This is a genomic window from Paraburkholderia sp. (assembly GCF_035501035.1).
In the GTDB taxonomy this organism is placed as follows: domain Bacteria; phylum Pseudomonadota; class Gammaproteobacteria; order Burkholderiales; family Burkholderiaceae; genus Paraburkholderia.
Genome location: NZ_DATJWR010000085.1, coordinates 41,658 through 63,176 on the forward strand (window position 1 = coordinate 41,658; position 21,519 = coordinate 63,176).

Genomic DNA, 21,519 nt, shown 5'->3' on the forward strand with positions numbered 1-21,519 from the left:
GACTGCGCTAACCAGGCTTACCAGGCTTACGGTGAAGCCGGCTGGATATTCTGGTTGTGACGGAAGAGATTTTGCGGGTCGTAGCGCGTCTTGGCCGCGACGAGGCGCTCCATGTTCGGCCCATAAGCCGCCCCGACGCGCGCGCGTTCGTCGTCGGTCAGGAAGTTCACGTAGACGCTGCCCAACGCATAAGGCGCCGACGCTTCGAAAAAGTCGCGCGCCCAGGCAACGCAGCGGGCGTCGTCGGCGGCATCGGTCCAGCGGCCGTGCACGTTCATCACGAAGAGGGCATCGCGGTTCGGATAGGCCATGGCATCGGGCGCGACTCGCAGCGTGGCGCCGCCGATTTGTCCGAAGAATATCTCGCATTGCGGCGAGGGCAGCCTGGCGATGGCGTCGAGCAGCGTGTCGATGAGGCCGTCCGGCAGCGCGGCAAGATTGTGCGATTTCCAGTAATTGCGCGCGCCCGGCGTGAGCAACGGATCGAACGCCTTTTGCCATGCAGCGTAAGGCATCGGCCCGAGATGCTCGCCATAGGCCTTGCCGAAGCGGCGCACGCCCTCCACTGCGTTCGGCCCGTTTTCCAGCGCACCGGTGTAGCAGATCGCGAAGGCAATGATCGGCTTGCCGTGCACTTCCGGCGGCAGGAAGGGCAGCGGCGGCGCGAGACGCGCCACGCTCCAGACGGTCAACTCTTCGGGCATCGTCTTGACAGCCTCGCGATACTGCACCAATGCTTCCTTCGCGGCGTCGAGCGGCAGTACCACCAGCCCGCCGTAGACTTCGGGCCCGACAGGGTGGAGCGCGAACTCGAACATCGTGACCACGCCGAAGTTGCCGCCGCCGCCGCGGATTGCCCAGAACAGGTCGGCGTTCTCTTCGGCGCTTGCGCGGAGCAGGTTGCCGTCGGCGGTTACGACGTCGACCGCGAGCAGATTGTCGACCGACATGCCGAAGCGACGGCTCAGCCAGCCGAATCCTCCGCCCAACGTGAGGCCGGCCACGCCCGTCGTCGAATTGATGCCCAGCGGCGTAGCGAGGCCAAAAGCCTGCGCTTCATGATCGAAGTCGCCGAGTGTTGCACCGGGCTCGACATACGCGCGCTTCGTAGCGGGCTCCACGCGTACCGATTTCATCGGTGAAAGGTCGATCACGATACCGTCGTCACACAATGCGCTGCCAGCAATATTGTGGCCGCCTCCGCGCACGGCGAGCGGCAGCCCTGTCTCGCGAGCGAACGCCACGGCGCGCCGCACATCGGCGCAGCCCTGGCAGCGCACGATCAGCGCGGGGCGGCGCTCGATCATCGCGTTCCAGATTTGCCGCGCTTCGTCGTAGCCCGCGTCGCCCGGCTGAAGCACCTGGCCGCGCAGCGCGCCTTTCAGTGTTTCGATGGAGTCGCTCGACAGGCTGGACATGGCACACCTCTCATTGAACGGTACGGCAGTCGCGCGCAGATTGCGGCCCGCGCGATTGCCCGGACTGGCTGGACAGAACGGAATTGCTGTCGATCACTTCGATCGTCGAACCGATGCGGATTTCGCACACGCGCTGCATGGCGTGTGTTCAGCAGGAAAGCGGGAAGAATGAGCTTTCAGAATGGCGGCGGATGCAGCCTGGCTGTCCGGACCTTGCAGGCCCGGCCGAGGAGCGCTTCGCGACATGGCCCGGCTTGTGCCCGGGCGGCCGGCGAGCCTCGACGATTCATTAGCTAACCTAAATTATGCAGCTTGATAAATAAAAACTTGCGATATCAATTCAGATTATTGTCATACGTGGATTGACTTTAATAGTTTAGCAAGCGAAATGCATGGATTCTATAATTTTCAAGCATACGCGGGCCGTTCGCGCATGCGCGCATTTGCCTGCGCTTTTCCCCGTGCTTCTATCTGTTTCACCTGGCTAACGAGGAGCCACGCCATGACTCGAAAGTACATTGATTGCAGGGAGTTCCCCAGCGAAATGAACTGCTCGGTTGCTATTTCGGCGGATTCGGACTCCGAGCTCCTGGAGGCTGCCGTGCAGCACGCGGTGAGCGTGCATCACCACACCGATTCGCCGGAACTGCGTGCGCAGCTCGGTCAGCTCTTTCATGACGGCTCGCCGCCCGTGGCATCGCCTCGCGCGGCGTGAAGAAGAACCGGAGGGCCGGCATGCAACGTGCCGGCTCGCGAGCGATAGCGGTAGGAATCACACGCTTTACGTTGTAATATCGGCGGATTCCATGCCTGCCATTCTCCATGACCGAAGTCGCTCCCGACGAAGTACGCCTCGCCGCCGAGATCGAGCGGCTCAAGGCCGAGTTTCCCAAGACTCGCGAGCTGTATCGCGAAGTGTGTGCGCTGATGTTCTTTCGCTTTGGCATCACGCCCACGGCCAACCGCCTCTATCAGCTCGTGCGCCGCGGCAGCATGAGCACCCCCACCGCTGTGCTATCGGAATTCTGGGCCGACTTGCGCGAGAAGAGCCGCGTGCGCATCGAGCACGCCGATTTGCCTGAGGAGCTTCGAGGGGCGGCCGGCGAACTCGTGGCCGCGCTCTGGACACGCGCGGCGGCGGCGGCGCAGGCTTCGCTCGAAGCGCTGCGCGTCGAAGTGGAAGACGTGCGGCGCGCGGCCGAGTCCGCGGCCGCCGCCACGCGCGCCGACCTGGCGCGCACCGAGTCGGCGCTCGAACAGCGCACGGCCGCGCTGCTCACGGCGCAGGTGCGCATTCAGGAACTCGAGCAGGCGCAGGCGGCAGCCGTTGCCACGCGCGGTGCGCTCGAAGGCGAGCTGGCGCGTGCTCTGGAGGCGAGCCGCGAACGCGACGCCGCACTAACCCAGGCACGTGCCGATTTCGCCGCCGAACTCGACAAGCTGCGCGCAAGCGCGGAACTCGAGCAAACGCGATTGCAGGCCGCGGAAAAACGCGCGTTGCTGGAGATCGAGCGCGAGCGTACGGCGAACGCGCGTTTGCAGCGCGAGGCCGAAGCCGCCGCGCAGCGTGCGGCGCGCACCGAGGAAAGTGCGCGCGCCGAGATTCAGGCATTGCAGACGCAACTAGGCGATCTGCGCCATCAAGCGGGCATGCTGGAAGGCCGGCTCGACGCGCTGCGCGCGAGCCATGAAGCCCAGGCGCGCGAACTGGAGGCGGCGCGGCAGAAGGGGGGCGGCGCCAGCGCTGCTGCGCCGCGTCGCGCCACGCGCAGCGCGGGGCGCCCCGGCGCGGACGCCGCGAAGCCACTGCGCGCGGTGCGCAAGACCGCGCAGAAGGCATGACGGCTGCGCGGCGCGCGCCGCGCGAGCAGTTTGCCCGGATATCGGCGCCTTGATGCGCTACCGCGATCGCGTGGTGCGCGCGCTGGCCGAGGCGCTGTCGATTCGTTCGACATCCTGATTTTTAGTCGGCCCTCATTCGTCGCGCACGCGCACCGGCAGCTTGGTCTTGTACTCCACGCGGCGCAGCGCCACGGAAGTGTGAATGTCGCGCACGCCCTCGATCTTGGTGAGCCGCGTCATCACGAAACGCTCGATGCCCGCAATATCGCTCGCGACCACGCGCAGCATGTAGTCGAACGAGCCAGTCATCAGATAACACTCCATCACCTCGTCGCAGTTCGCGATCGCGCGCTCGAACGCGGCGAGCCGCGTCTCGTTCTTCTTCTCGATCGCCACCGATACGTAGGCATTGACGGGAAAGCCGGCCTTCTCCTGATCGAGCAGCGTCACGTACTGCGTGATGACGCCGCGCTCTTCGAGCATGCGGATGCGCCGGTAGAACGGCGAGAGCGAAAGCCCGAGCGATTCCGCGAGGTCGGCGGACTTCACGTGCGCGTCGCGCTGCAGGGCGTGCAGGATGGCCACATCCACACGGTCGAATTTCATTGGCAAAGTTTCCCTGGAATGGTGGGTTTATAGGCGAGTGTTGCTAATTCAATGCGATTGTGTGGCTTAGTTTGGCACGAATCGCCGCTATTGGCTATCTAGAATCCGCTGATACCCACCAGCCGAAGAGCGGAGACAACCATGAACATGCGAGCCGTCGAGGCCGAGCGCCAGATCGACACGGACTATCGACTCGAAGACCGCTACCTGCGCGAGGGCGGCGCGGTGTTTCTCACCGGCACCCAGGCGCTCGTGCGCATCCTGATCGAGCAGGCGCGTGCGGACAGGCTCGCCGGGCTGCGCACGGCCGGTCTCGTCTCCGGTTATCGCGGCTCGCCGCTGGGCGGATTCGACCAGGAACTCTGGCGCCAGAAGGCGCTCCTCGCCGGTTTCGACGTGCGCTTCGAGCCGGGCCTGAACGAAGACCTCGGCGCGACCATGCTGTGGGGCGCGCAGCAGCTCGACGCCTTTCCCGGCAAACGCGTGGAAGGCGTGTTTTCGATGTGGTACGGCAAGGGGCCCGGCGTGGACCGCACGGGCGACGTGTTCCGCAATGCCAACATGCTCGGCACCGCGCGGCAAGGCGGCGTGCTGGCCGTGGCCGGCGACGACCATGCGGCACAGTCGTCGATGTTTCCGCACCAGACCGACCATGTGTTCGAAGGGGCGATGATGCCGATCCTCTTTCCGGCCTCGGTGGAGGAGTACATCGAGTTCGGCCTCGCCGGCTATGCGCTTTCACGGTTCAGCGGGCTGTGGGTGGGCTTCAAGGCGATCACCGAGACCGTGGAGAGCGGGCGGTCGATGCGCGTGGGCCGCGCCGCGTCGTTTCATATGCCCGAGGACATCGAGATTCCGGTGCTGCGCGGCTTCAATTACGACCCGCAACTGCGCTGGCCCGCGGAACGCGCGGAGCTCGAGCGTCGCGTGCTCGAAGAGCGGCTGCCCGCCGCGCTCGCGTTCATGCGCGCGAACCCGCTCGATCGCGCGTTGCTGCGGCCCGCGCACGCGCGTGTGGGCATCGTGACGGTCGGCAAGGCACACGGCGACGTGCTGGCCGCGCTCGACGCGCTGGGGCTCACGCCGGAGCGCCTCGAGGAACTCGGCATTGGCCTTTACAAGGTCGGCATGATCTGGCCGCTCGAAACCGAGGGGCTCAAGGCATTTGCGCGCGGCATGCAGGCGCTTTTCGTCGTGGAGGAGAAGCGCTCGTTCGTGGAGCGGCAGATCAAAGAGGCGCTTTTCAATGTGCGCGCGGACGAGCGGCCGCAGGTACACGGCAAGACGCTCGGCGAGCGCGAACCGCTGCTGCCCGCCGCGATGGAGTTCGCGCCCGAGCAGCTCGCGCGCGCATTGCAACGCTTCTTTCAGCACGCCGCGGTCGATTTGCCGCCGGTGGTCGGGCGCGCAACCCATGCGCGTGCGGGCGCGTCGCGCGTGATCGCGCTCACGCCGGCGCTGCAGAGCGAGCCGCTCACGCGCAAGCCGTTCTTCTGTGCGGGTTGCCCGCACAACACTTCGACGCGCTTGCCCGACGGCTCGCACGCGGCGGCCGGCATTGGCTGCCACATCATGGCGCTCGGCGAGGCGGGCAATACGGCGACGTTCTGCCAGATGGGCGGTGAAGGCGTGCAGTGGGTCGGCATGTCGACGTTCACGGACATGCCGCATCTGTTCGTGAATCTCGGCGACGGCACGTATCAGCACTCGGGCAGCCTCGCGATTCGCCAGGCCGTGGCGGCGCGCGCGAACGTGACGTACAAGATTCTCTTCAACGACGCCGTGGCCATGACCGGCGGCCAGCCCGCCGAGGGCGGACTGACCGTGCATCGCGTCGTTGCGCAGGTGCGGGCCGAAGGCGTGAGCGAAGTGGCCGTGGTGACCGACCGCCCCGAGCAATACGTGAACGCGAACGCGCTGCCCGCCGGCGTGACGCTGCTGCACCGCGACGCGCTCGATTCGCTGCAACGCCGCCTGCGCGAGCAAAAGGGCGTTTCGGTGATCGTCTACGACCAGACCTGCGCCGCCGAAAAGCGCCGCCGCCGCAAGCGCGGCAAGCTGATCGATCCGCCCACGCGCGTCGTGATCAATCCCGCCGTGTGCGAGGGCTGCGGCGACTGCTCCGTGCAGTCGAACTGCATCGCGATCGAGCCGCTCGAAACCGGGCTGGGCCGCAAGCGCGCCGTGAATCAGTCGAGCTGCAACAAGGACATGTCGTGCGTGAAGGGCTTTTGCCCGAGCTTCGTGACCGTGGAGGGCATGGAGCCGAAGCGTCCCGATGCCGCGCGCATCCAGCGCCTCGAAGCCGAACTGCGCGCCACGCTCGCGCCGCCCATGCGCACGCCCGAGGCGCTGGAGCAGCATCTGCGCATGGTCGTGACCGGCATTGGCGGCACGGGCGTCGTGACGATCGGCGCGATTCTCGCGATGGCGGCGCACCTCGAAGGGCGCGGCGCCTCGACGCTCGACTTCACGGGGCTCGCGCAGAAGAACGGCGCGGTCATCAGCCATGTTCAGATTGCGCAGAGCCGCGGGCTCATCACGACATCGCGCATCGGCGCGCATGCGGCCAACGTGCTGCTGGGCTGCGACGCCGTGGTGGCCGCTTCGTCGGGTGCGCTGTCGCGCCTGGCGGGCCAGGGCGCGCGTGCGATCGTCAACGAGCGCATCACCGCGACCGCCGACTTCGTGCGCGACGGCGACTTGCCCGTGAGCAAGGCCGTGCACCAGGCGGCGATCGAGAGCGCGATGGGTGCGCAGGGCGCAACGTTCTGGGACTGCACGGGCGCCGCCGAAGCGATTTTCGGCGACGCGATTGCCTCGAACATGATGATGGTGGGCTATGCGTTCCAGTTGGGGCTCGTGCCGCTCACCGAAGCCTCGATCCTTCGCGCGATCGAACTCAACGGCGCGGCCGTGAAGATGAACGAGCGCGCGTTCCTGTGGGGCCGCCTGATCGCCAACGATGCGCGGGTGCTGGAACTCATCGGCACTGCAGAAGTTGCGCCCGAGAACGTGCAGTTCGATTTCGCGCGCTTCGTCGCGGCTCGCGAACGCGATCTCACGCTGTATCAGAACGCTGCCTATGCCACGCGCTATCGCGCGCTCGTCGAAGCCGTGGCGCAGGCCGAACGCGGAATCGAAGGCGCGAGCGGCGCGCTCGCCGAAACGGCGGCGCGCCACTATTTCAAGGTGCTCGCTTACAAGGACGAATACGAAGTCGCGCGTCTGCATACGGATGGCGAGTTCGGCGCCTACCTGTCCAGCCTGTTCGACGGCGCGGCGGGCAAGAAGACGTTCCACATGGCGCCGCCGTTGCTCACGCGCCGCGACGCGCAAACGGGCCGCCGCAACAAGATCGCGCTGCGCGGCGTGTGGGTCGAGCCGCTGCTGCGCGTGCTCAAGCACGGCAAGGCGCTGCGCGGCACGCCGTTCGACCCGTTCGGTCGGCAACGCGACCGCGTGATTGAGCGCGCGATGATCGGCGAATTCGAAGACGACGTGCGCCTCGTGCTCGGCAAGCTCGCGCCGCACACGCTGGCGGCCGCCATCGGCCTGCTGGGGGTGCCCGGCGCGGTTCGCGGCTTCGGCATCGTGAAGGAACGCAATTACGAGCGCTCGCGCGGCGTTCGCGAACGCTATCGCGCGGAACTGGCAGCGCAAATCGCTTGAAAGATCGGATAACTAAAGGAGGAGATTGGCATGATGATGCAAGACAAGACGTTCTTCGTAACCGGTGGTGGATCGGGGCTCGGCGCCGCGGTGGGGCGTCACCTGCTCGAGCGCGGCGCGAATGTCGTGTTTGCCGATATCGACATCGCCCGCGCGCGTGACGAAGCGGCCCTGGGTGGCGATCGTGCCATCGCGGTGCAGGCGGACGTGACCGAAGCGGCGAGCGTCGAGGCGGCGATTGCGGTGGTCACGCAGCGCTTCGGCGCGCTGCATGGCGTGGTGAACTGCGCGGGCATTGCGCCGGCGCAGCGCATTGTCGGCAAAGAGGGCGCGCACTCGCTCGATCTGTTCGCGAAGGTCGTTTCGGTGAACCTGATCGGCACCTTCAACGTGATGCGCCTCGCGGCCGCAGCAATGGCGAACAACACGCTTGATTCGCATGGCGAGCGCGGCGTGATCGTCAATACGGCTTCGGTGGCTGCGTACGACGGCCAGATCGGGCAGTCGGCCTACGCGGCCTCGAAGGGCGGTGTCGTCTCGCTCACGCTGCCGGCCGCGCGGGAACTGGCACGCCACGCGATCCGCGTGGTGACCATCGCGCCGGGTATCTTCGAAACGCCGATGCTGCTCGCCATGCCCGCCGAGGTGCAACAGGCGCTCGGTGCGGGTGTGCCGTTTCCGCCGCGTCTTGGCCGGCCCGAGGAGTTCGCGGCGCTCGTCGAACATATCGTCGGCAACCGCTATTTGAACGGCGAAGTGATTCGTCTCGACGGCGCGCTGCGCATGGCGCCGCGTTGATCACGGGGGCATGCAGGCCGTAAGCGGCACGTCGAGCGGATATCGTAGAATCGGAACGACAGACCCACGATATTCGAAAAGCACATGGCCAAGGACGTGACCTTGCGGCAGTTCCGCTACTTCGTGGCGGCCGCGCAAAACGGGCAGTTTTCGATGGCGGCGGCGGCCGAGCATGTCTCGCAGTCGGCGATCACGAATGCGGTGCTCGCGCTCGAAGAGGCGCTCGGCACGCGGCTCTTCGTGCGCTTGCCCCAGGGCGTGGAACTCACGCCCGACGGGCAGGACTTTCTCAATCATGCGCGCCACGTGCTGGAGTCGGTGCGCGACGCATTGCACAAAGCGCCATTTCGCGCGCACAGCCTGCGCGGCACGGTGCGCATGGCGGCCTCCTATACGCTGCTTGGTTACTTCCTGCCGGAGTTGCTCGCGCGCTTTCGCGCGACGTACCCCGAGATCGAAATCGACCTGCATGACCTCGACCGCCCAGCCATTGAGCAGGCGGTGCTCGCGCAGAAAGTGGATCTCGGCGTGGCGCTACTCTCCAACGTGGAACGGCGCGCGCGCTTCGGCCACCACGTGCTGATGCGTTCGCGGCGGCAACTTTGGGCCGCCCCGACGCACCCGCTCGCGCAGATGGGCACCGTCACGCTGCGCGACATCGCGCGTTACCCCTACATCCTGCTGACGGTGGACGAGGGCGAGGCGTCGACGCTGCGCTACTGGAAGAAGCGGCGCATTGCGCCGAACATCGCGTTTCGCACGAGTTCGATGGAAGCGCTGCGCGGGTTGGTGGCGCATGGCTTCGGCGTGACGATCCTCTCGGACATGGTGTTCAGGCCGTGGTCGCTGGAGGGTAAGCGCATCGAAGCGTGCGCCGTGGAGGACGCCATTCCGCAGATGGAAGCCGGCATGCTCTGGCATCCGGGCGCAACGCTCAGCGATCCGGCGCGCGCGATGCAGCAGTTTTTGATCCATGCGTGTGGGAATTAGCGCGCTGCGGGTGCGGGTAATTGCCTGCCAAGGCCGAGTAACACGATCAGTCCGGTGGCGATCTCGCTGTCGCGATGGCGTAAAGGCAGACGTAGAGCGCTCGACTACGCTTTTAGCGGATTTGCATATCTAATTGAAGATAAATTGATCTGTAGCAAGTGATATCTGCTGTTTTCCGGCAGGCGCTGGCAGATAATCCCGTCGTCCCCGAGTAGCCGTGCCCGCTCGCGCCGCTTTTCGCGCCGCGCGCGGGCCTGTGTCCAGGAGCCGCTTGCCATGACTGACGACGATGTCACCGTTCCCATTCCGAGCACTACCTTGCATACCCTGTTGTGCGATCACGATCGCCTCGAGAGCATCGCGATGCTGGCGATCAGTCACGCCGATGCCCGGCTTCACGATATCCGGCGGCTTGCGCGGCTCGTACGCCTCGTCGTTCACGCGGACCTGAACGATGCGCAGCGCACGAATCTCGTGGCCATCGGGCGGATCCTCGCGCGGGCCGAATCGCGCGCTCGCGCGGACGCGGCGCTCGTTGCCAGCGCCTTGCGTGTGGAGAATCGCCAGGGGCGGCCCTTTCCGTTTCCCACGCGCGATTCTTTCGAGCAGGCTGCGCGAGATTAATAATCTCTGCATTTCCTTCAATGGCTGAGATTGCAATTCTTCGGACCGCATTCTGAAGCAAGGAGAAGTGAAGGCGGGGACGGTAGCACAATCAGTAGTGCAAACAGTATCGGCGTCAACGGTTCTTTCCTGACCGCCACTCGCGAGATGTCTGGGGCCAATACTGCTCAAGCTCCCGGCGAAGGCGGCGCCGCGACTCGCCGCCCAGCCGGCCCATACGCGAACGGTCGAATACCCGGGCGATGCGCGGCGCTCGCGGGTTCGAAGGCCTTCCCGCGCATCAAGCCGGCTCAGGCTGCCGCCGGCTTGCCGATCCGCTTGTACCAGAGCTCGATGAACGACTCCGCCGCCGGCGAAAGCGAATGCTCGGCGCGCCGGATCAGATTGACGTCGCGCGTGACGACGGGCGCTTCGAGCTTGCGCGCGACGAGGTCGCGGTGCGGAAACGAGCCCAGCAGCATGCCTGGAAAGATCGCAATGCCCAGCCCCGCCTCGGTCATGGCGAGCCCCGTCGTCATATACGAGACCTCGTACTCCACCGCCTTGCGCTCGCCCAGCGCAAACAGCGTCTCGTCGATCAGGCCACGTATGCCGCTGCCAGGCTTCACGCCGATCCACGGGTAGCGCAATGCATCGTCCCACGTCACGCGGCGTTTCTTCGCGAGCGGGGAGTCCTTGCGGCAGATCGCGCAGAGGTTGTCGCGCGCGAGGCATTGCAGCGTGATGCCCTCGGGCTTGTCGCTGATCGTGCCGATGCTGAACTCCACGTCGCCGGTGAGCGTGGACGCCGTGAGGCGGTCGGGCGCGGCGTCGTCGATCGAGACCTCGATGTTCGGATAGAGCGCGCGGTATTCGGCCACGAGCCTCGGCACGATGGCCGCCGAAATGGAGGGCGTGGCGGCGAAGCGCAGTTGGCCGCGCTCGCGCCCGGCCAGCTCCTTCACGCTCGACTGGATCGCTTCGAGGTCGCGCAGCATGCGCTCGACGGTCGGCAGGATTTCCCGCGCCGCCACGGTGGGCCGCAGCGAACGCGAAGTGCGGTCGAAGAGGCGCATGCCGAGCGCTTCCTCCATCTGCCGGATCAGCACGCTCACGGCCGGCTGCGTGATGAACATCTCGTTGGCGGCGCGCGTGAGCACGCCGAACCGGCAGACGAGCGCGAAGGCACGCAGTTGCTTGATGGTCGGTTGCATAAAGTAACTTTATGGAGCCATTGATTTTGTTCGATTGTCTTCATGACTATAGTGCCTTACATTGCTTCGCGACAGATTCACAAAACAGGCGCAGCCCCTTTCCCAGTGTTTCCATGCGGCTTCAGGGCCGTCGAGAGGGCGCGGTGCTGACAACATCGGCCGGCCAATGCTGGCCGCAGGAGACAGTCGTGAGAGCAATGGATTCGCGCATCCGTTGGCGGGGCGCGGTGGCGTCGACGCTCGGCAACGTGCTGGAGTGGTACGACTTCGTCGTATTCGGGTTTCTCTCGATCATCATCGCGAAGCAGTTCTTTCCCGGCGACAGCGAATATGCTGCGTTGATGCTGACCACGGCCACGTTCGGCGCGGGCTTTGTGGTGCGGCCGCTAGGCGGCGTGCTGCTCGGCATGTACGCCGACCGCGAGGGCCGCAAGGCGGGCCTCACGCTCGTGATCGCCATGATGACGCTGGCTGCCGCGATGATCGCCTTCACGCCGGGCTTCCAGCAGATCGGGCTCGTTGCGCCCGCAATCGTCCTGTGCGCGCGCCTGCTGCAAGGCATTTCGGCGGGCGGCGAGTTCGGCACCGCCACGGCCATGCTGATCGAGTACGCGCCCCGCGGGCGGCGCAACCTCTATGGCAGCTGGCAGATGTTCGCCCAGGCGCTGGGCGCGCTGCTCGCGGTGGCGATGGGCAGCGCGCTCACGCACCTGTTCACGCCCGACGCGCTTCAATCGTGGGCGTGGCGCATTCCCTTCCTGCTCGGCCTGCTGATCGGGCCCGTGGGCTTCTATATCCGCCGCAATCTGCCTGAAACCGAGGCGTTCGAGCAACTCGGCCAGCGCGTGAAGGTGCCCCTCGGCCGTGTAGTGGCGCAGTACCCGCGCGAACTTTTCGTGGCTACGGCGCTGAGCGCGGCGCTCAACGTGATGGCGTATGTGATCATCACCTATCTGCCGATCTATGCGGTGCAGAACCTGCACATGCCGGTGACGCTTCCGTTTAACGTGCTGCTCGCAAGTGTGCTGCTGCGTGTCGTGACGATCCCGTTCTTCGGACACATGGCGGACCGGGTGGGCGGCAACCGCATGATTTGCGGTGCGCTCATCGTGTTTTTGCTGGTGCTTTATCCGGCCTACTACTGGATCGTTAGCGCGCCTTCCATCATTTCGATCATGTCGGTCGAGCTGTTGTTCGCACTGCTGATCGGCGCCTCGAACAGCCCCATTCCAACGGCGTTGGCGTCGCTCTTTCCCACCGAAGTGCGCTCCACCGGTCTTGCGATCTCGTACAACATCGGGGCCGCGATTTTTGGCGGATTCTCGCCGTTCGTGCTGACCTGGCTTTTGCACACGACAGGTAACAACATGACGCCAGCCCACTTCTGCGCGGTGTTCTTCGCGCTGGGTCTGGTTGGCGCGTTCATGCTCAAGCGCGAAGCGCCGCATATGAACGACCTTTCCGCGCCTTCGTCCGTCTGAGCGGACTGGCGGGACACATTCCCGCCAGCGCTTCTACCCATATGATCAGGATTGCGAATAATTATCGGATCAGTGGAAAAAGGCGCCAGGCCATTTCATCATTGAATTCTTACCAGGAGAAGCAAGCATGCCCGTCATCGACGTCCACACCCACATTTTCACGCACAAGTGGCTCGAACTGCTCAAGGAACGCGGCGGCGCCTACAACATACAAACGCGGCCCGATGGGCAGCAGGAAGTGTTTCGCGGCAACACGCCGGTCGTGATTCCGCAGAAGGGCCACTTCGATTTCGACCTGCGCATCCGGCACATGAATGAAGCGGGCATCGACATCTCGGTCGTTTCGCTGACCTGCCCGAACGTGTTCTGGGGCAACGAGGAAACGAGCTGTCTCGCCGCGCGCGAGACCAACGACACGATCGCCGAGGGCCAGGCCGCGCACCCGGAGCGTATCCGCTGGTTCGCCTCGCTGCCGTGGGAGTATCCGCATGCGGCCGTGGCCGAGCTCGAGCGCGCCTGCCGCAACGGCGCGAGCGGCGTGATGGTGCTTGCCAACGTGGCGGGCCGCAGCCTGACCGACCCGATGTTCGCGCCGATCTGGGCCGAGATCGACCGCCGCTCGCTGCCGGTGCTCGTCCATCCGACCGACCCGCCGGGCACCGAGCAGATGGACATGACGAAGTTCGACCTGAGCTGGTCGGTGGGTTTCATGTTCGATACGACGCTCGCGATCACGCGCATGATCTTCGAGGGCTTCTTCGACCAGTATCCGAACCTGAAGATCATTGCGTCGCACGCGGGCGGTGCGTTGCCGTATCTCGCAGGCCGCTTCGGCAAGGGCGACGACGTGGAAATTCCGCAGCGGCGCCAGATGAAGCGCAAGCCCATCGACTACCTGCGCCACATCTACTACGACTGCATCACGTATAGCCCGGCGTCGCTCGAGTTCCTGATTTCGGTGGTGGGCGCGGATCAGGTCATGTTCGGCACGGACTGGCCGCACCAGGTGCACGACACGCGCGGTGCATTCGCCAATACCGCGCGGCTGCCGAAGGCGCAATGCGATGCGGTGCGTGGCGGCAATGCGTTGAAGGTGTTCGGGTTTTGAGCGGTCATGGCGCGGCGGTGGTGCCGCGCCAGAGCGAACGCGCTCACTCGGCGAACAGATCGGGGCCGAATACCTCGTAGTGAATCTGCGCCTCGTGAATGCCGAGTTTCCCTAACGCGTCGTGCTGAATGCGCATGAACGGGATCGGCCCGCATATGTAGTAATCGGCGTCGGGCAGCAGGATTGCCGGTTTGATGAGGTCGAGGTCCACGAATCCCGCATGATCGTAATCGCGCCCTTCTACGTCGCCGGGCAGCGGCTCGTTGTAGAACACCACCAGATGAAAGTTCGAATGCGCGGCGGCGGTCTCGCGCAGCCGGTCGCGCATTGCGTGCACGGCGCTATTGCGCGCGCCGTGCACGAACACCACCTGGCGCTTCGGGTCCTGAATTGCCTTCCTCAGCATGCTGACCATCGGCGTGAGCCCCACGCCGCCGCTGATGAGCACGATGGGCGTGCGCGCATTCACGTCGATATGGAAGTTGCCGTAGGGCGCGGCCAGCTTCACCTCGTCGCCCACGTTCACATGATCGTGCAGCAGGCATGAAACGAAGCCCGGTGACTGCGCGCCGCCGTCCTCGCGCTTCACGGAAATGCGGTAGCTGCGGCCGTTGGGCATGTCGGAAAGGCTGTACTGGCGGATTTGCTGCAAGCCGAGCGCCGGCACGTCCACGGCGATGCCGATGTACTGGCCTGGCTCGAAATTGGCGACCGGTCCGCCGTCGGCGGGCTCGAGCACGAACGAGGTGATGATGCTGCTTTCGGGCCGCTTCTCGCGCACGACGAAGCCGCGCCAGCCGGTCCACCCGCCAAGCTTTTCGGCGGAGCTTTCATACAACTCGCTTTCCATGCTCATCAGCACATCGGCGAGGTTGCCGTAGGCCAATGCCCACGCGGAAATGATGTCCTCCGTGGCCGCCTCGCCGAGCACTTCCTTGATCGCGCCCAGCAGATGTTCGCCAACAATCGGGTAGTGCTCGGGCAGCACGCCGAGGCTCGCGTGCTTGTTGGCGATGTTCTTGAGCACGGCCATGAGGCTGGAAGGATCCTCGATGTTTTCCGCGTAGGCATAGACGGCGCGCGCAAGCGCCTGCTGCTGCTGGCCCTGTTCCTGGTGCGCCATGTTGAAGACATTCTTCAGCTCAGGGTGCGCTTCGAAGAGCCGCTGGTAAAAGCACTTGATGATGCCGTAGCCGTGCTCGGCCAGCACCGGCGCGGTTGCCTTCACGATGTCCTTCGTTCTTTGCGTCAGCATTGTCTGTCTCCTTCGCGAGCGGGGAAGCTCTGATGCTCGTTCCAGTCTAGACAATGACGCGTGCCCCGATGGGGAGTTCATTCGGGGCGCAAAGTGATGGGGACGAACATTCCTCAATCGTCCTTCTCGATCGCCACCGTAATCGCCCCCGATCGTTTGCGAATCTCCGAGTCGAGAATCAGCCGGCCGCGCAGCTTGCCTTTCATTCGCTTGACATACTTCGGCGCCTCAGTCATGTGCTCGACCATCAGCGCGCACGCGTTCCACTTTTCTCTCTCGCGCGGCCTTGACGATCTCGCGGTGAATTTTCGCGTTCGCGGTGGCAAAGCGGCGGTCGAATTCAGGAAGGGGCGGCGGCGGATTCATCCGCTGGATGCGCCTTGACCGCCGCGCGAAGCACACTCAATACGCCGCCACCCAATGTCCGGGCACCCATTCCCAGTGATTGCCTTCCCACCGGTAATGTCCCTTGACCCAGTGATAGCCTGGCGCGGGCGCGGCCGGCACGACTTCCACGCGCGGCGCCGGCTCCGGCGGCCGCGCGGGCTCCACCACGCACGCGCCGAGCAGTGCGGCGCTGGCGAGCAGGGTAATGGAATGTAGCAGTCTCGTCTTCACGATATTTTTCCTCCGCTGATTGCGTTTGTTTGGTTGTCCGAATTGTTATGTGATCTCCTCCAGCCAGCCCGCTCCTGTGCTTGCTGACTTATCGGTTCACGTGCGTATGAGCCCGCTCATTGCATGCGTTGCGCCCGCCTCGGCGAATAGCGCTGCCGCCGTGCGCTGTGGATCGAGCGCCAGGCTTTCGGCCGCCGCGCCTGCGATCAGTGCGTCGAGCGAGGCGGTGGGCTTGAGGTCGCGGGATTCGTAGAGATCCGCGGGCCGCAGCCCAGGCCAGTCGGCCTGCACACGGCCGCCCGCCACCGCGCCGCCCACGAGCATCGCCACCGAAGCCTGCCCGTGGTCGGTGCCGCCGGTGCCGTTCGCCGCCGCCGTGCGGCCGAATTCCGTCGCGACTAGCACGGTCGTCTTGTCCCATGCGGGGCCGAGGCCGTCGCGCAGCGCGGCGAGCATCGTGTCGAGCGCCTTGAGCTGATTGGCGAGGCGGGCGTTCTGCGCGCTGTGCGTGTCCCACCCGCCGGTTTCGATCATGGCGATGCGCGGCCCATCGGGGCGCGAGAGGAAGCTCGCCGCAAGCTTGCCGAGGCTCGCGGGGTCCTGGCGTACGCTCGCGTCGCCGGCGAGTCCGCGCGCGTTCATCGCCGAACTCCAGAGCGGGCGCAGTTGCGGATCGGCTTCGTAGAGCGCTGAAACGCGTGTGAGCAGATCGTCCGAAGCGGTGGGCAGCGCCGAGGGCGCATACGAGGACACCTGCACTGCGCCGCGCAGCGCGAGCGGCACGGTGGGGGCGAGCGCGATGGCATTCTCGCGCGAAGCGGGCAGCATGGCGACGAGCCGGTTCAGCCACCCGTCCTTCACCTGGTACGGCGCGTGGCCGCCCGTTTCCAGCACGTTCTGGCCGTCGAAGTGCGAGCGATCGCGATAGGGCGAGGCGATCGCATGCACGAAGAGCGCCTGCCCGGCCTGATACATCTGCGCCATCTGCACGAGCGAGGGATGCAGCGCGAAGGTGCCGTTCAGCTTCGCGGTGCTTGCGGTGTCGATGGCGAGCGCGCCGCGCAGCCCCGCATAGGCGGGCTCCGCATACGGGACGACGATATTGAGCCCGTCGGCGGCGCCGCGCTGGATCACGAATACGAAGCGGCGGTCGGTCTCGACGCTGGCGAACACGATCTGCGGCGCGACGAGCATCGCGCCTGCGCCAGCGGCGGCGACGCGCAGGAAATGGCGGCGGGAAACCATGTGGGTTACCTCCTCAGGAAGTCGGGCGAGACGAGCAGCAGGGCGATGGCGGTCGTTGCGCTTTCGGCGTGCGCGACGGCCGTGGCCGTGGGCGCGCTGAGCGCGTCGCCCATGAGCGTGTTGCCGAGTGTGCGCGGATCGAGCCGGTCGCCCACGCGCGCCGCGAAGCGCTGCGCGACTTCCACGCGGCGCACGAGCGCATCGGGCGCGGCCCAGCTTGCGGCAATGTCGTCGTAGCCGGCGGGCGAGCCCGGCCGCCACACCGGCTGGCCGAGCTGCGTGAGCAGCGGCGCGGCGTTCAGCTCGCCAGTCTCGCGCCCGCCGAGACCGCGCATCGACGAGACAGTCCATTCCCACGGCGTCTTGAACTTCGCATCGACGCTCGCCCACGCTTGCGGCGCTTCCACGAGCGCGCGGTATACGGTGGGCAGGTCGCCGCCGCTTTGCTCGAAGGCGAGCGCGAGGTGTTCGGTGAGGGCGGGCGGCGGGCTGTCGGCGACGAAGTGGCGCGCGAGCTGAAACGCGATATGGCGGCTCGTCGCGCTCGCATGCGCGAGGTCGTGCAGGATCGCGAGCGCCTGTTGCTCGCCGGGCTGGTCGTAGCGCTTGCCCATCACCGTGCGCTCGCCCGGCTCGTGCAGCGCGGGGCGAAACACGAAGGCGCCCGGCGCCGCATTGCCGGGCTGCGGGCCGCGCACGCCGGCCACGCTCCAGCCGGTGAGCGCGCGCGCGAATTCGGTGACGTCGTCTTGCGTGTAGCCGCTGCGCACGCCGAGCGTATGCAGCTCCATGATTTCGCGCGCGAGGTTTTCGTTCAGTCCGCGCTTCTTCGCCGGATCGCGCTCGTCGGCGCGCAGCGCGGCGCGGCTGTCGGGGCCGACCGAGCTCGTCTGGTCGAGAAAGAGCTGCATGGCCGGGTGCTGCTCCACGGCGACGAGCATCTCTTCGAAATTGCCGAGCACGTGTGGCCGGATCGCGTCCATCTCGAACGCGCCCGCGATACCGGCAATCAGCCCCTTGTCGACGGATACGGCGAAGTGGTTCGACCAGAAGTGCACGAGGCGTTCGACGAAGGGCGTCTCTGTCTGCAAGGCGCTCGCAAGGCGAGCGTTGACCGCGCTGCGGTAAATGCCGATGCTCTCGCGGCGGATGGCCTGGTTCACGGCCTGGCGCGCGGCTTGTTGCGGATTGATGTCGCCGGATGTGCTGGCCGGCGTGTTGTTCGCAGTGGTGCTGCTCGCGTTCATCGCCGCTTCACCCGCCATGCCCTGCTGGCGCTGCGCGCCGAAGCGGGCAGCGAGCGTCATGGCGCCCGGTTCGTTGCGCCATGCGGCAGGCAACGGTTCATAGGCGGCGAATTGATCGAGCAGCCAGCCTCGCGGATCGGCGGGCGGCGTTTCGTCGGCGCGCGTACCGAGCCCGAAGCGGTTCATGGCGATCGCGCCGGCGCGGGCATTCGACAGGCTTTCCATGCGCGGTCCTCGTGGCGTTGTGTATTGCTGTTAAACGCAGGAGGCGCGCGTTATCCGTCGCTGGACGCTCGATATTTTTTGCGCGGCGTTACTGTGCGCCGCTCGCCTCGCTCGCAGCATTTTGCTGTTGGGGCGGCAGCCTCCACTGGCCGCGCTTTTCGAGCCCTTCGACAAACTTCACGCGTTCTTCGGGCGTGAGCGTGGCCGCGAAATCGACGACGCCGCTCTCGATCTGCGCGCGCAGCGCGCTATCGGCCGTGCGCGTGCGCGCGAGCGCGGCGTCGATGGCATGGCGGTCGAGTTGCGGGGCAGCGAGCAGGTCGAGCACCTCGCGGCGGCCGTCGCGTCCCTCGCGCGCGTACTGGCGGCCTTCGCGGCGCGACGACTTGAGCGCCTCGGCGAACTGCTGCTGGCGCTGCGCCGAAAGCTCTTCGGTGGCGAAGCGCAGCGCCACGCGCTGTGCGGGCTGCGCCTGCGCCTGTGCTTCGCCGTGCACGGCGAACCAGCGCCAGGCGCCGCCCGCAATCGCGCCGAGCAGAAACACGTTGAGCAGCACGGAGCCGACTAGCAGTGTCTTCCATGAGCGGCCGTTCATTCGTCGCTCCAGTCGCTGCCCGGCTCGCCCCAGTCCGCGCTGGATCCGCCAAAGCCCGTGCTCAGATAGCTACTCTCATGTGGCGCGGGCGTCGTGGTGCCCAGCATCACGAGCGACATCGTGAGTGCGCCCGCGAGCGCACCAGCGAGGCCAACCCCGGCAAACGCTGCGCCGGACCGCCAGAAGCGGCGGCGCTTCGCGGCAACGACGGGAACCGGTGCGCTCGCAACGATCTGCTCGAGGAGCGCGCGCGCGGGCGGTGTGATCCGGTCGCGGGCAAGCCAGGCGTCGAGTTCGAGCGCGTCGTCGAGTGCCGCGTCGGCTTCGGCGCGATGCGCGCGCGCCCATTCGAGTGCGTCGTTGCGCTCGTGCTGCGGCCAGCGTTGCGGATCTGCGCCATAAGCCGCGACAAGGGTGTGGAAACGTTCGGGTGTCATACGGAGTCCTTACCGGCGGCGTCGCCGGCCAGTTGTGCGCGCAGGGTGCGCCGGGCGCGCGCCAGCAGGCTTTCGAGCGCGTCGACCGAGATACCCATCAGCCCTGCCGCTTCGAGGTTCGAAAGCTCCTGGTAATAGGTGAGCACGAGTGCCTCTCGCTGCCGCACGGGTAACGCGGCTAGCGCCGCGCGCACGCGTTCGTCGCGCGTGCGCGCTTCGAGTTGCTGATCGGGTGCGCCGGCGGGGTCGGGCGCCGGTTCGGCCACGTTGTGCGGATCTTCGACGCTCTCTTCGCGGCGCCCGCGCAAACGGTCGTAGCAGAGATTGAGCGCCACGCGATGCAGCCACGTATCGAATTTCGCTTCGCCGGTTCGCCAGTGCGGAGCCTGCTTCCATATCCGCACGAAGGCCTCCTGTGCCACGTCCTCCGCATCGGCGCGATCGCCCAGCATGCGCGAGGCGAGCGCGATGAGGCGCGGCAGCTTGCTCGTGACGAGCACGCGCACGGCCAGCGGGTCTCGCGCGCCGACACGCGCGACGAGGTCCGCGTCCGGGTCGCGTTCGTCCGGGGCCTTCGAGGGCGGCAAGGCGTTCAAGGCCTTCGAGGCCTTCCAGTCGTCAAGCGCCGGTGTGCCCACTGCCGCGCGATCATGGTCGTCCTTCAGTTCGAAGCCGGGCATTCACGTTCACGCGTCACGCCCAGTGGCCCTGAACCCAGTGCCAGTTCGGCCCGTGCTGGACCCAGTGCCCCGGCACCCAGCGATAACCGGTGCGTATGGGCTGCCAATGACCTGGCGCCCAGACATAGGCGCCATGCTCCCAGCGCCAGTGCCCCGGGTCCCACGCGTAGCCCGCACGCGGCGGCGGCATGGTTTCGACGCGCGGCGGCGGCGGCGCGTGCGGCGCGATGATCACCTCCTGGGCGAACGCAGCCGAAGCGGTGGCGGCAAGCAGGGTGGCGACGAGCAACGAGCGCAGCGGTTTGCGTCTCATGGTGTTCTCCCTTGATGCAGAAGGGGCGGCGGCCCAATAAGACTTGAACGGAACGGCGGAGAAAATCCGTCGCGTGATTACGCATTCTGCATTTGGAGGTGCTGCGCCATGCGCTCGCATGGCATGTTGCCTGACAACTGCAAGTTTCGAACCCAAATTATCGAGCTAAGGGTTTTCACCTAATTTTTATGTCCAGAAATTGTTAAATTTCTGTCTTAGAATGAACTCCCTAGTTTGACGGCGGCGATGAAACAGGTGTTTTCAAACATATAGCCAGCCGCGAGTCAGGCATTCGGGGTTGGCGCTTTATTTGGTATGACTAATTAAGGAGCATATCTGATGTCTGTATCCGCACCCGAACAATTCCGCGCAAACTATCAGGCCGGTGTCGCAGCGTTCTTTGCGCTCACGAAGCCCGTGGTACAGGGCATGCAGGCCGTAATCGATCTCAACGTGCAGGCCGGCAAGGCGGCCGTGGCGGAAAGCGAGGCCACGCTCAAGGGTGCCCTCCAGAGCAGCAATCCCGTGGAGTTCCTCACGCAGCAACTGGGCGCTTCGCAGCAGGCCGCGGCCAAGGCCGTGTCGTACAGTCAGCACCTCTTCGACATCGCTTCGGCTACCCACAATGAATGGATGCAGGCCGTTCAGGCGCACACCGGCGAGCACGAGCAGCGCTTCAAGGCTTTCTCCCAAGGTTTCACGCAGCACGCGCCCGCAGGTTCGGAAGCATTCGTCGCGGCCATGAATTCGACTTTGGCCGCTGTCAACAACGCCGCCGAGACGATGCGCGGCGTCACCCGCCACGCCATCGAGACCGCCCAGAGCGGTTTCCAGAACGTAGCCGTTTCGGCACAGCAAGCCGCGCAACAGGCCGCCGCAAAGGCAGCCAGCGCGGCCAAGGCCTGATCGCGTTCCTGCCAGACCGGGCTTCGCGCTCTTGCCGTCCTCGTTGAACGACGAGGGCGCGATGCTAGCCGGTTCAGTTTTCAAGATATCGATATTCCAGCGTAATTGCAGAGCAGGAGCTCAACATGACTGACATTGTGATCGTATCGGCCGCTCGTACCGCGGTAGGCAAATTTGGCGGCTCGCTCGCGAAGGTGGCGGCGCCCGATCTGGGCGCGATCGTGATCAAGGCGGCGCTGGAGCGTGCGGGCGTGACGCCCGAGCAG

20 protein-coding genes and 2 pseudogenes are annotated in these 21,519 nt (G+C 65.8%); 9 read left to right on the top strand and 13 right to left on the bottom strand.

Annotated elements, in window-relative coordinates:
• Positions 1 to 26: 26 nt before the first annotated feature.
• Complete coding sequence (locus VMJ11_RS06295) at positions 27 to 1,418, bottom strand: FAD-binding oxidoreductase (RefSeq protein WP_325618038.1); 1,392 nt, start codon at positions 1,416 to 1,418, stop codon at positions 27 to 29.
• A gap of 502 nt (positions 1,419 to 1,920) precedes the next feature.
• Here VMJ11_RS06295 and VMJ11_RS06300 point away from each other — a divergent pair.
• Together VMJ11_RS06300 and VMJ11_RS06305 are read left to right on the top strand one after the other, a co-directional pair.
• Positions 1,921 to 2,133, top strand: a complete 213-nt coding sequence (locus tag VMJ11_RS06300) for a DUF1059 domain-containing protein (protein ID WP_325618040.1) — start codon at positions 1,921 to 1,923, stop codon at positions 2,131 to 2,133.
• Between the two features lie 107 nt (positions 2,134 to 2,240).
• Entirely contained in the window at positions 2,241 to 3,260 is a 1,020-nt protein-coding gene (locus VMJ11_RS06305) for a DNA-binding protein (RefSeq protein ID WP_325618042.1), read from the top strand.
• A gap of 132 nt (positions 3,261 to 3,392) precedes the next feature.
• On the opposite strand, the gene VMJ11_RS06310 is transcribed toward VMJ11_RS06305, so the two are convergent.
• Positions 3,393 to 3,866 carry an Lrp/AsnC family transcriptional regulator gene (locus VMJ11_RS06310; RefSeq protein ID WP_325618043.1) on the bottom strand — a complete coding sequence of 158 codons (474 nt, stop codon included), beginning with the start codon at positions 3,864 to 3,866 and terminating at the stop codon, positions 3,393 to 3,395.
• 141 nt (positions 3,867 to 4,007) lie between these two features.
• Between VMJ11_RS06310 and VMJ11_RS06315 the strand changes: the two genes are divergently transcribed.
• The 3 genes from VMJ11_RS06315 to VMJ11_RS06325 all read left to right on the top strand — a co-directional run bounded on the left by VMJ11_RS06315 (position 4,008) and on the right by VMJ11_RS06325 (position 9,326).
• Positions 4,008 to 7,538 (top strand): indolepyruvate ferredoxin oxidoreductase family protein, encoded by a 3,531-nt coding sequence (locus VMJ11_RS06315; RefSeq protein WP_325618045.1) that lies wholly within the window; start codon positions 4,008 to 4,010, stop codon positions 7,536 to 7,538.
• A 30-nt stretch (positions 7,539 to 7,568) separates the two neighbouring features.
• Positions 7,569 to 8,336, top strand: a complete 768-nt coding sequence (locus VMJ11_RS06320) for an SDR family NAD(P)-dependent oxidoreductase (RefSeq protein WP_325618047.1) — start codon at positions 7,569 to 7,571, stop codon at positions 8,334 to 8,336.
• Positions 8,337 to 8,420: 84 nt separating this feature from the next.
• Positions 8,421 to 9,326 (top strand): LysR family transcriptional regulator, encoded by a 906-nt coding sequence (locus VMJ11_RS06325; protein ID WP_325618049.1) that lies wholly within the window; start codon positions 8,421 to 8,423, stop codon positions 9,324 to 9,326.
• A gap of 129 nt (positions 9,327 to 9,455) precedes the next feature.
• On the opposite strand, the gene VMJ11_RS06330 is transcribed toward VMJ11_RS06325, so the two are convergent.
• Positions 9,456 to 10,001 carry a hypothetical protein gene (locus tag VMJ11_RS06330; protein ID WP_325618052.1) on the bottom strand — a complete coding sequence of 182 codons (546 nt, stop codon included), beginning with the start codon at positions 9,999 to 10,001 and terminating at the stop codon, positions 9,456 to 9,458.
• 239 nt (positions 10,002 to 10,240) lie between these two features.
• Entirely contained in the window at positions 10,241 to 11,143 is a 903-nt protein-coding gene (locus VMJ11_RS06335) for a LysR family transcriptional regulator (RefSeq protein ID WP_325618054.1), read from the bottom strand.
• 197 nt (positions 11,144 to 11,340) lie between these two features.
• Here VMJ11_RS06335 and VMJ11_RS06340 point away from each other — a divergent pair, with 197 nt between their 5' ends.
• Both VMJ11_RS06340 and VMJ11_RS06345 read left to right on the top strand, forming a co-directional pair.
• On the top strand, positions 11,341 to 12,624 hold the full coding sequence (locus tag VMJ11_RS06340; RefSeq protein ID WP_325618078.1) for an MFS transporter: 1,284 nt from the start codon (positions 11,341 to 11,343) through the stop codon (positions 12,622 to 12,624).
• A 127-nt stretch (positions 12,625 to 12,751) separates the two neighbouring features.
• A complete protein-coding gene (locus VMJ11_RS06345; protein WP_325618056.1) occupies positions 12,752 to 13,732 on the top strand; it encodes an amidohydrolase family protein in 981 nt (326 codons plus the stop codon).
• 43 nt (positions 13,733 to 13,775) lie between these two features.
• On the opposite strand, the gene hmpA is transcribed toward VMJ11_RS06345, so the two are convergent.
• From hmpA to VMJ11_RS06390, 9 genes and pseudogenes are all read right to left on the bottom strand, one after another.
• Entirely contained in the window at positions 13,776 to 14,987 is a 1,212-nt protein-coding gene (gene hmpA / locus VMJ11_RS06350; protein ID WP_325618058.1) for an NO-inducible flavohemoprotein, read from the bottom strand.
• 113 nt (positions 14,988 to 15,100) lie between these two features.
• Positions 15,101 to 15,338: pseudogene (locus VMJ11_RS06355) on the bottom strand (GntR family transcriptional regulator); the annotation flags it as partial.
• 51 nt (positions 15,339 to 15,389) lie between these two features.
• Positions 15,390 to 15,605, bottom strand: a complete 216-nt coding sequence (locus tag VMJ11_RS06360) for a YXWGXW repeat-containing protein (RefSeq protein WP_325618060.1) — start codon at positions 15,603 to 15,605, stop codon at positions 15,390 to 15,392.
• Positions 15,606 to 15,701: 96 nt separating this feature from the next.
• Positions 15,702 to 16,850, bottom strand: coding sequence for a DUF1501 domain-containing protein (locus VMJ11_RS06365; RefSeq protein WP_325618062.1), 1,149 nt, complete (start codon positions 16,848 to 16,850; stop codon positions 15,702 to 15,704).
• A 5-nt stretch (positions 16,851 to 16,855) separates the two neighbouring features.
• Positions 16,856 to 18,322, bottom strand: a complete 1,467-nt coding sequence (locus VMJ11_RS06370) for a DUF1800 domain-containing protein (RefSeq protein ID WP_325618064.1) — start codon at positions 18,320 to 18,322, stop codon at positions 16,856 to 16,858.
• Between the two features lie 88 nt (positions 18,323 to 18,410).
• Positions 18,411 to 18,917, bottom strand: a complete 507-nt coding sequence (locus VMJ11_RS06375) for a periplasmic heavy metal sensor (protein WP_325618066.1) — start codon at positions 18,915 to 18,917, stop codon at positions 18,411 to 18,413.
• Positions 18,914 to 19,354, bottom strand: coding sequence for a hypothetical protein (locus tag VMJ11_RS06380; RefSeq protein ID WP_325618068.1), 441 nt, complete (start codon positions 19,352 to 19,354; stop codon positions 18,914 to 18,916). The genes VMJ11_RS06375 and VMJ11_RS06380 overlap by 4 nt, the downstream gene beginning before the upstream one ends.
• The gene (locus VMJ11_RS06385; protein ID WP_325618070.1) at positions 19,351 to 20,034 is read right to left on the bottom strand and encodes an RNA polymerase sigma factor; all 684 of its coding nucleotides are present in this window, start codon (positions 20,032 to 20,034) and stop codon (positions 19,351 to 19,353) included. Before VMJ11_RS06385 ends, VMJ11_RS06380 begins: the two co-directional genes overlap by 4 nt.
• Positions 20,035 to 20,047: 13 nt before the next feature.
• A complete protein-coding gene (locus VMJ11_RS06390; protein ID WP_349255975.1) occupies positions 20,048 to 20,347 on the bottom strand; it encodes a hypothetical protein in 300 nt (99 codons plus the stop codon).
• A gap of 339 nt (positions 20,348 to 20,686) precedes the next feature.
• Here VMJ11_RS06390 and phaP point away from each other — a divergent pair, with 339 nt between their 5' ends.
• On the top strand, positions 20,687 to 21,253 hold the full coding sequence (phaP, locus tag VMJ11_RS06400; RefSeq protein WP_325618072.1) for a TIGR01841 family phasin: 567 nt from the start codon (positions 20,687 to 20,689) through the stop codon (positions 21,251 to 21,253).
• Between the two features lie 125 nt (positions 21,254 to 21,378).
• Positions 21,379 to 21,519, top strand: a pseudogene (locus VMJ11_RS06405) (acetyl-CoA C-acetyltransferase); the annotation flags it as partial.